This is a genomic window from Mesorhizobium sp. WSM4848 (genome assembly GCF_055811375.1).
In genome coordinates this window covers 71,395-78,472 of sequence record NZ_JBVVPX010000004.1, presented here as the reverse complement: position 1 = coordinate 78,472, position 7,078 = coordinate 71,395, and the positions used below count along the sequence as shown (strand labels likewise).

Annotated in this window: 6 protein-coding genes; all 6 read left to right on the top strand. The window is 62.9% G+C overall.

Translation table 11 applies throughout. The features are described from left to right. Window positions 1-157: 157 nt before the first annotated feature. The 6 genes from AC0L16_RS05805 to AC0L16_RS05780 all read left to right on the top strand — a co-directional run bounded on the left by AC0L16_RS05805 (window position 158) and on the right by AC0L16_RS05780 (window position 7,049). Window positions 158-1,108, top strand: a complete 951-nt coding sequence (locus tag AC0L16_RS05805; protein ID WP_077378230.1) for an ABC transporter permease — start codon at window positions 158-160, stop codon at window positions 1,106-1,108. Window positions 1,109-1,143: 35 nt separating this feature from the next. Then, entirely contained in the window at window positions 1,144-2,022 is an 879-nt protein-coding gene (locus tag AC0L16_RS05800; RefSeq protein WP_473619547.1) for an ABC transporter permease, read from the top strand. 109 nt (window positions 2,023-2,131) lie between these two features. After that, window positions 2,132-3,382, top strand: coding sequence for an NAD(P)/FAD-dependent oxidoreductase (locus AC0L16_RS05795; protein ID WP_473619743.1), 1,251 nt, complete (start codon window positions 2,132-2,134; stop codon window positions 3,380-3,382). Between the two features lie 51 nt (window positions 3,383-3,433). Then, on the top strand, window positions 3,434-4,741 hold the full coding sequence (locus AC0L16_RS05790; RefSeq protein WP_473619546.1) for an NAD(P)/FAD-dependent oxidoreductase: 1,308 nt from the start codon (window positions 3,434-3,436) through the stop codon (window positions 4,739-4,741). Between the two features lie 300 nt (window positions 4,742-5,041). After that, window positions 5,042-5,860 carry a GNAT family N-acetyltransferase gene (locus tag AC0L16_RS05785; protein WP_473619544.1) on the top strand — a complete coding sequence of 273 codons (819 nt, stop codon included), beginning with the start codon at window positions 5,042-5,044 and terminating at the stop codon, window positions 5,858-5,860. Window positions 5,861-5,879: 19 nt separating this feature from the next. Continuing rightward, entirely contained in the window at window positions 5,880-7,049 is a 1,170-nt protein-coding gene (locus AC0L16_RS05780; protein ID WP_473619543.1) for an alanine racemase, read from the top strand. Window positions 7,050-7,078 lie beyond the last annotated feature (29 nt).

Sequence of the window (7,078 nt, the reverse complement as noted above, 5' to 3'; positions counted from 1 at the left end):
TCCCCGTGGGGGTTTGTTTTTTAATAAAAAAAAACCACCCCCCCCCCCCCCGGTCCCCCGCCGGGTTTTTTTTTTGTTCTCCCCCAAAAACACCCCCCCCCCCCCGGCGGGGGGGCCCCGGCCAGTCATCAGCGCTGTCTTGAAAGAGGAGAGATGAATGCGCGGCTTCCTGCTCAACCGGCTCTCACAGAGCCTCATCCTGCTCCTGATCGTCTCGGTCATCGGGTTTTTCGTCCTGAACCTGCTGCCGGGGGGTCCGCTGGCGCAATTCGGGCTCGATCCCGGCATGACGCAGGACGATCTCGAGCGCCTGAAAGAGCAATTGGGGCTGAACCGTCCGCTTTTTATCCAATATCTCGACTGGGCCTGGCGGCTTCTCCAGGGCGACTGGGGCCACTCCTTCCGCGATGGCGCGCCTGTGCTGGCAGTGATTGGCCGGCACGTCCTTGCGACGCTGCTGCTGATGGGTACGTCCACCGCCATCGCAATCGCCATCGGCACCTGGATCGGCATTCGTGGCGCCACGCACCGCTATTCGCTGTTCGACTATATGGCGACGGTCGGAGCCATGGTCGCGCTGTCGATCCCGACCTTCTGGTTCGGGCTCGTCGGCATCTACATCTTCTCCCTGCAGCTGGGCTGGCTGCCTGCAGGCAACATGTACACGATCGGCGACGGCTCGGTCCTGAACTACCTGCATCACCTGATCATGCCAAGCATCGTGCTGTCGCTGGTGCATGTCGCGATCTGGAGCCGATACATGCGATCGGCGACGCTCGACGCCATCAGCCAGGATTTTGTCAAGACCGCCCGCGCCAAGGGCCTGAGCGAGCGCCGAGTCATAATGAAGCACGTCGTCGGCAATGCGCTTTTGCCGATGATCACACTGGCTGGGGTGCAGCTTCCCAGCATCCTGACCGGCGCGCTGGTGACGGAGACAGTGTTTACCTGGCCGGGGATGGGTCGACTGTTCCTGGACAGCCTCGGCTACAGCGACTACCCGGTCGTGATGGGACTGCTGATGTTCTCGGCCATTCTCGTCATTCTGGGCAACCTGATCGCAGATATTGCCGTGGCGATCGTCGACCCGCGCATTCGTCTGGGTTGAGCGCCTAACCTCACGCCCTACAGGAGGCACCCGAAATGACCGCTCTCGCCGCAAATGCAGGACCAGGCCGCTGGTGGCGCAGCCGCACCGTGCGCCGTTTCACGAGCCATCATCTGGCGTTGCTGGGGGTGGCGATGATCACCCTTCTCACGCTGGCATGCGTCTTCGGCCCTCATCTCCTGCCCTATGATTCCCTCTACATCGATTTGCGCGCCCGCTTTTCACCGCCGCTGACCGGCGACCACTATCTCGGGACCGACCCTTTGGGGCGGGACGTGGCGGCGCGACTGTTCATGGCGGGGAGGACCTCACTGCTGGTGGCTTTCTTTGCCATGCTGTTGTCGACGATGATCGGAACGCTCGTCGGCGTGATCGCCGGCTACCGCGGCGGCTGGATCGGCGCAGCGCTGATGCGCACGGTCGACGGCTTCCTGTCATTCCCCTCCATCTTCCTGCTGCTGGCCTTGGCCGCGGCACTGAAGCCGAGCCCGGCTATGGTCACCGTGATCGTCGCTGTCACCAGCTGGATGGAGGTAGCCCGGATTGTCGAGGCCGAGGTGCGGTCATTGCGCGAGCGCGAGTTTGTGCTGGCCGGGCGCATGCTGGGGCTGAGCGGCGCGCATATCATGTTCCGCGAGATCCTGCCCAACGCCATGGGCCCGATCATCGTGGCTGCTACATTGACAGTTGCACACGCTATTCTCCTGGAAGCCTATATCAGTTTCCTGGGGTATGGCATTCAGCCGCCGCTGCCCAGCTGGGGCAACATGCTCGAGGGCGCCCAGCAGTATCTGGACAGTGCACCCTGGCTGGCGATCATTCCCGGCGCCGCCATCACCATCGCCGTGACAAGCTTCAATTTCATCGGCGACGGGTTGCGCGATGCGCTCGACGTGCGGGACGACCATGTCTGATCTGTCTACTCGACCCACCCTCCTGAAACCGCAACGAGAAGTCCCTCACGTGCACGAGCCCAAAGTCGCCGACAAGAGCACACCCTACTGGTGGGAAGCGGCGCCCGTCATGCCGCTGCCGCCGCAGCCCCTGGCCAGGACGGTCGATGTCGCGATCGTCGGCGCGGGTTATGCCGGGCTTTCGGCCGGGCTTGCGCTGGCGCGCGAGGGGCGCTCGGTTGCAGCTTTTGATGCGATGAATCCGGGCGAGGGGGCCTCGTCGCGCAACGGCGGAATTACCAGCGGCAGCATCCGGCTGGACTACGCCACGATCACCCGGCGCTTCGGCGAAGAAAAAGCCATGGCGATCGAGGCCGAGGGCAAGGTCGCGCGCGAATTCCTTTACGACTTCATCAAGTCGGAAAAGCTCGACTGCGACTTCCAACTGGTTGGCCTGTTCAAGGGCGCCATCGGATATGAACAGTACGACAAGATGGCCCGCGGCGCCGAGGCGTTGGCGAGGAAACTGGGGATCGAATCCTACGCCGTTCCATATACAAAGCAGCGCGACTACGTCGGCACCGACTTCTATCGCGGCGGCATGGTCCGGATGGACATCGGTGGGCTGCACCCGGCCAAGTTCCACGCGGAGCTCCTGCGGGTGGCGCTCGCTTCGGGACTGGCGGTGCATTCGAACACGCCCGTGACCTCGATTGAAAGGGATAGCTCCGGGTTCCGCGTCGCGACTTCCGCCGGAACGGTGCAGGCGCGGCAGGTGCTGGTCTGCACAAATGGCTACACGGATGGCGCCAGTCCCTTCCTCCGCCGCCGGCTGGTGCCGGTTCGCAGCCGGATCATTGCCACCGAGGAACTCGCGCCTGAGATGATGGCGCGCCTGATGCCGAAGCGGATGATGATGGGTGAGGGCCGCGAGCTTGGCTTCTATTACCGCCCTTCGCCGGACGGCAGACGCATCCTGCTCGGCGGGCGCGACAGCTCGCGTGCAGGCGATCCGGCAGCCCCGACGCTGCGTCTGCGCAATGGGCTGGGCGAAATTTTCCCGGAACTGGAGAACGTTCGCCTTTCGCACAGCTGGTTCGGCAATGTGGCGATGCACCGCGACATGCTGCCCAGGATCTTCGAGAAGGATGGCGTGGTCTATGCCACCGGCTTCTGCGGTTCGGGCGTGGTCTGGGCGCCATGGGTCGGCACGCGTGCGGCTCACAAGCTGATGGGGCATGGCGATCGGGCGCGCACCGCATTCGATTTCCGGCCGCCTGCCGCCATCCCGCTCTATCGCGGCAATCCGTGGTTCCTGCCGGCCGTTATCAAGGGCTACGCCCTGCAGGACCGTATCGCCTGGTGGCGCGCCAGCCGCTGAAGGCGGATATACTTTCTGAGTGGCATTCCGCTACGGACCGGGCAAGCACGAATGAAGACTCAAATAGTCGTCGTTGGCGGTGGGGCTGGAGGTCTTGAACTCGTGCGCCGGCTCGGAGCACGGCTCGGCCGCAAGGATTTCGATATCATTCTTGTCGAGCGGAACCACACCCATGTCTGGAAGCCGCTCCTCCATGAGGTTGCGGCCGGATCACTCGACGCAAATCTTGACGAAGTGGGCTACCGCGGCCACGGGCACCGTTGGGGCTACCGCTTCTTCTACGGGTCGCTGGAGGCCATCGATCGCACAGCGCGGCAGGTCACAGTGGCGCCGATTTTCGACGATGACGGGTCGGAGCTGGTTGGTCGACATCGGCTCCGATACGATTACCTGGTTATCGCAATCGGGTCGGTTTCAAACGACTTCGGCACTCCCGGAGTCAAGGACCATTGCCTTTTCCTCGAAGACCGTCATCAAGCGGATCGCTTTCGATTGAAGTTGTTGAATCATTGTCTTCGAGTTTCCAGGACAATGTCAGCTGATCCAACCGACGACGCCTTTGTCGATATCGCTATCGTAGGTGGCGGCGCGACAGGCGTCGAGCTCGCTGCTGAACTCTACAACGCTGCATCATCTCTCAGACACTATGGCCTGGAAGTCTTCGACGAGACCCGGTTGAGGGTCACTTTGATAGAGGCCGGGCCGCGGATTCTTCCGGCTCTCCCAGATGCTTTGGCAAAGGCCGCGCATCAGGAACTTGAGGCCCTCGGCGTCCGGGTCCTCGCAAACACGGCTGTATCCGAAGCAACGGAACAGGGACTGAGGTGTGCTACCGGGGAGCAGATACACGCCAATATTTGCGTCTGGGCTGCAGGAGTGCAGGGAGCAAATATTCTAGGAGAGCTCGACGGACTTGAAGTGGCGCGTAGCAGGCAACTTGTCGTCCTTCCCACCCTCCAAACGAGCCGCGACGAGCGCATCTTCGCTATCGGCGATTGCTGCTTTTTCAAGCCAGAAGGGGCGGGCGGCCCGGTGCCGCCACGAGCTCAGGCTGCCCACCAGATGGCATCGACGGCTTATCGCAACATTCTTCACTTGATTGCCGGGGAAACGCCGGAAGCATTTGTCTATCAGGACAAGGGCTCGCTCGTGTCGTTGAGCCGGTTTTCCACCGTCGGTAGCTTGATGGGAAATCTCGTCGGAGGGCGGATGGCGATCGAGGGGCGGCTGGCCAGGATGATCTACGTGTCTTTGTACCGCATGCACTTGGTGGCCATACATGGCTGGATCAAGGGCCTGGCTCTTATCCTGGTCGGCCATGTCAACCGGGTTGTGCGTCCGCGTCTCAAATTGCATTGACGTTGGTTAGGCGCGTGGCAGGCTGCGACCGAGGATGCCGCTGAGGTCTCCATTGCACCTCGCCTGAGCGACGCCCGAGTGGCCTTGCCGCGTTCCTCGCCCGATTTGCGCCATATGGCATGCCGACGGACGGCTCAAAACGAATGATCCGGCTGAATTCAAAGGTCAAAACGGCAGCGAAAACTGTCCGCCTGGCGCGACCCTAAGGTCCGACTTCAATATGGCTTTGGATCAAGCGACAGCGTTGCACTTATGGCCGTTGATCATGACAGAGATATCGTCAGCGCCCCGACCGAGCTGATGAAATTCGAGACCCGCCACGTGCCGGGCGCGCTGACGCTGTCGCAGGAGATGGGCTGGCCTTATCGCCAGGAGGACTGGGAATTTGCCGTGACTGTCGGCAATGGCCTGGTCCTCGAGCGGGCAGGACAGGTGATCGGCACTGCCATGTCCTGGAATTACGGACAGGCCTATGCCACTGCCGGGATGATCATAGTCACCGGCTCCGCGCAGGGCGGCGGCAACGGCTCCCGGCTTTTTGACGGGTTGCTTCAGGCCACGGACGGGCGCAACGTGCTGCTCAATTCGACGAAAGAGGGGCTCGCGCTCTACAAGCGACGCGGCTTCAATGCCTGGGGCACGGTGATTCAGCACCAGGGCCCGCTGACCGTTGCCGTGACGCAGAGTACTGGCGACGACATCCGTCAGGCGACGGTCTCTGACCTCGCGGCAATCCAGGCCTTCGACGAACGGGCGACAGGCATGCCCCGGCGGCCGATGGTGGCTGGCCTCGCTGATGCGGGCAATGTTCTGGTCATCGAACGCGCTGGGCGTCTTGCAGGCTACGCCATCGCCAGGCGGTTCGGCCGCGGCTACGTGGTCGGCCCTGTTGCTGCTGAAAGCGCCCAAGACGCGCGACTGCTGATCCTGGCCCAGCTTGCGACGCTTCACGGCCAGTTCGTGCGCATCGACGTCTATGCCGAACACGGATTGGGCGACTGGCTGGAGAGCCTGGGCCTCGCGCGTGTCGGGGATGTGATCGCGATGGTCAAGGGGCGACGGCCGGTCTGCGACGGGACGGCCCGCATGTATGCCTTGGCAAATCAGTCGTTCGGTTAAGGAATGAGGTAGGGTAGCGATGGATACGAATGTAAATATCCGTGAGGCGGCACAAACGATCGATGCCCTCATCACCCCGTCGCTGCTTCTGGACCGGGGGCGGATCGAGCGCAACATCCAGCGTCTGGCCGAGCATGCCAGAGAGCTTGGCGTGGTGCTGCGCCCGCATATGAAGACGGCCAAAAGCATCGACGTCGCCCGACATGTGTTCCCCGGCGAACCGGGTCCGATCACGGTCTCGACCATCGCCGAGGCGGAGTATTTCGTCGGCCACGGTTTTCGAGACATCACCTATGCAGTCGGCATGTCGCCGGCTTCGGCCGTCCGCGCCATGGAGCTTTGTCGCCGCACGGGCGCTGATGTGAAGCTGTTGCTCGATTCCGTGGAGCAGGCCGACGCCCTGGCCGGAGTACGCGAAGCCACCGGTGTGACGCCGTCCGTCTTCATCGAACTGGACTGCGACGACCATCGCGGTGGATTGAAGCTGGACGATCCCAAGCTGCTCGAGGTCGCCGACAGGGTCGTCGCAGCGGGCGCCAACCTGGTCGGCGTCCTCGCCCATGCCGGCGAGTCCTATGGCTTGAGCACGCCCGATGCACTGGTCAAGGCAGCCGAGGACGAGCGTTCGGCCACCGTGGGCGCCGCCGAAACTTTGCGCGCCCACGGCCATGCCTGCCCGATCGTCAGCCTCGGCTCGACGCCGACGGCGCACTTTGCGGAGAACCTCGAAGGCGTCACTGAGCTGCGCGCCGGGGTCTACATGTTCTTCGACCTCGTCCAGCACGGGGTGGGGGTCTGTGCCATCGACGATATCGCGATTTCGGTGTTGGCCACGGTGATCGGGTCCAAGCCGGAAAAGGGATGGGTGCTGGTCGACGGGGGGTGGATGGCGCTTTCGCGCGACCGTGGAACCGCAAACCAGCAGATCGACCAGGGTTACGGCGTGGTTTGCGACGAAAAGGGGCGGGTGCTCGAAGATGTGATCGTGGCGCAGGCCAGCCAGGAACACGGTATCCTCGCCATTCGTGCCGGTTCTGGAAAGTCCATGCCCGATTTGCCGCTCGGGGCTCGCGTCCGGATTCTGCCCAACCATGCCTGCGCGATGGCCGCCCAGCATCACTTCTACAGCGTCGTCAACGGCGACAGTCCCAGGATCGAAGCGCATTGGGAGCGGATACGCGGATGGTAGGGGCTGCAATCGCAACGCTTTGCATGGCG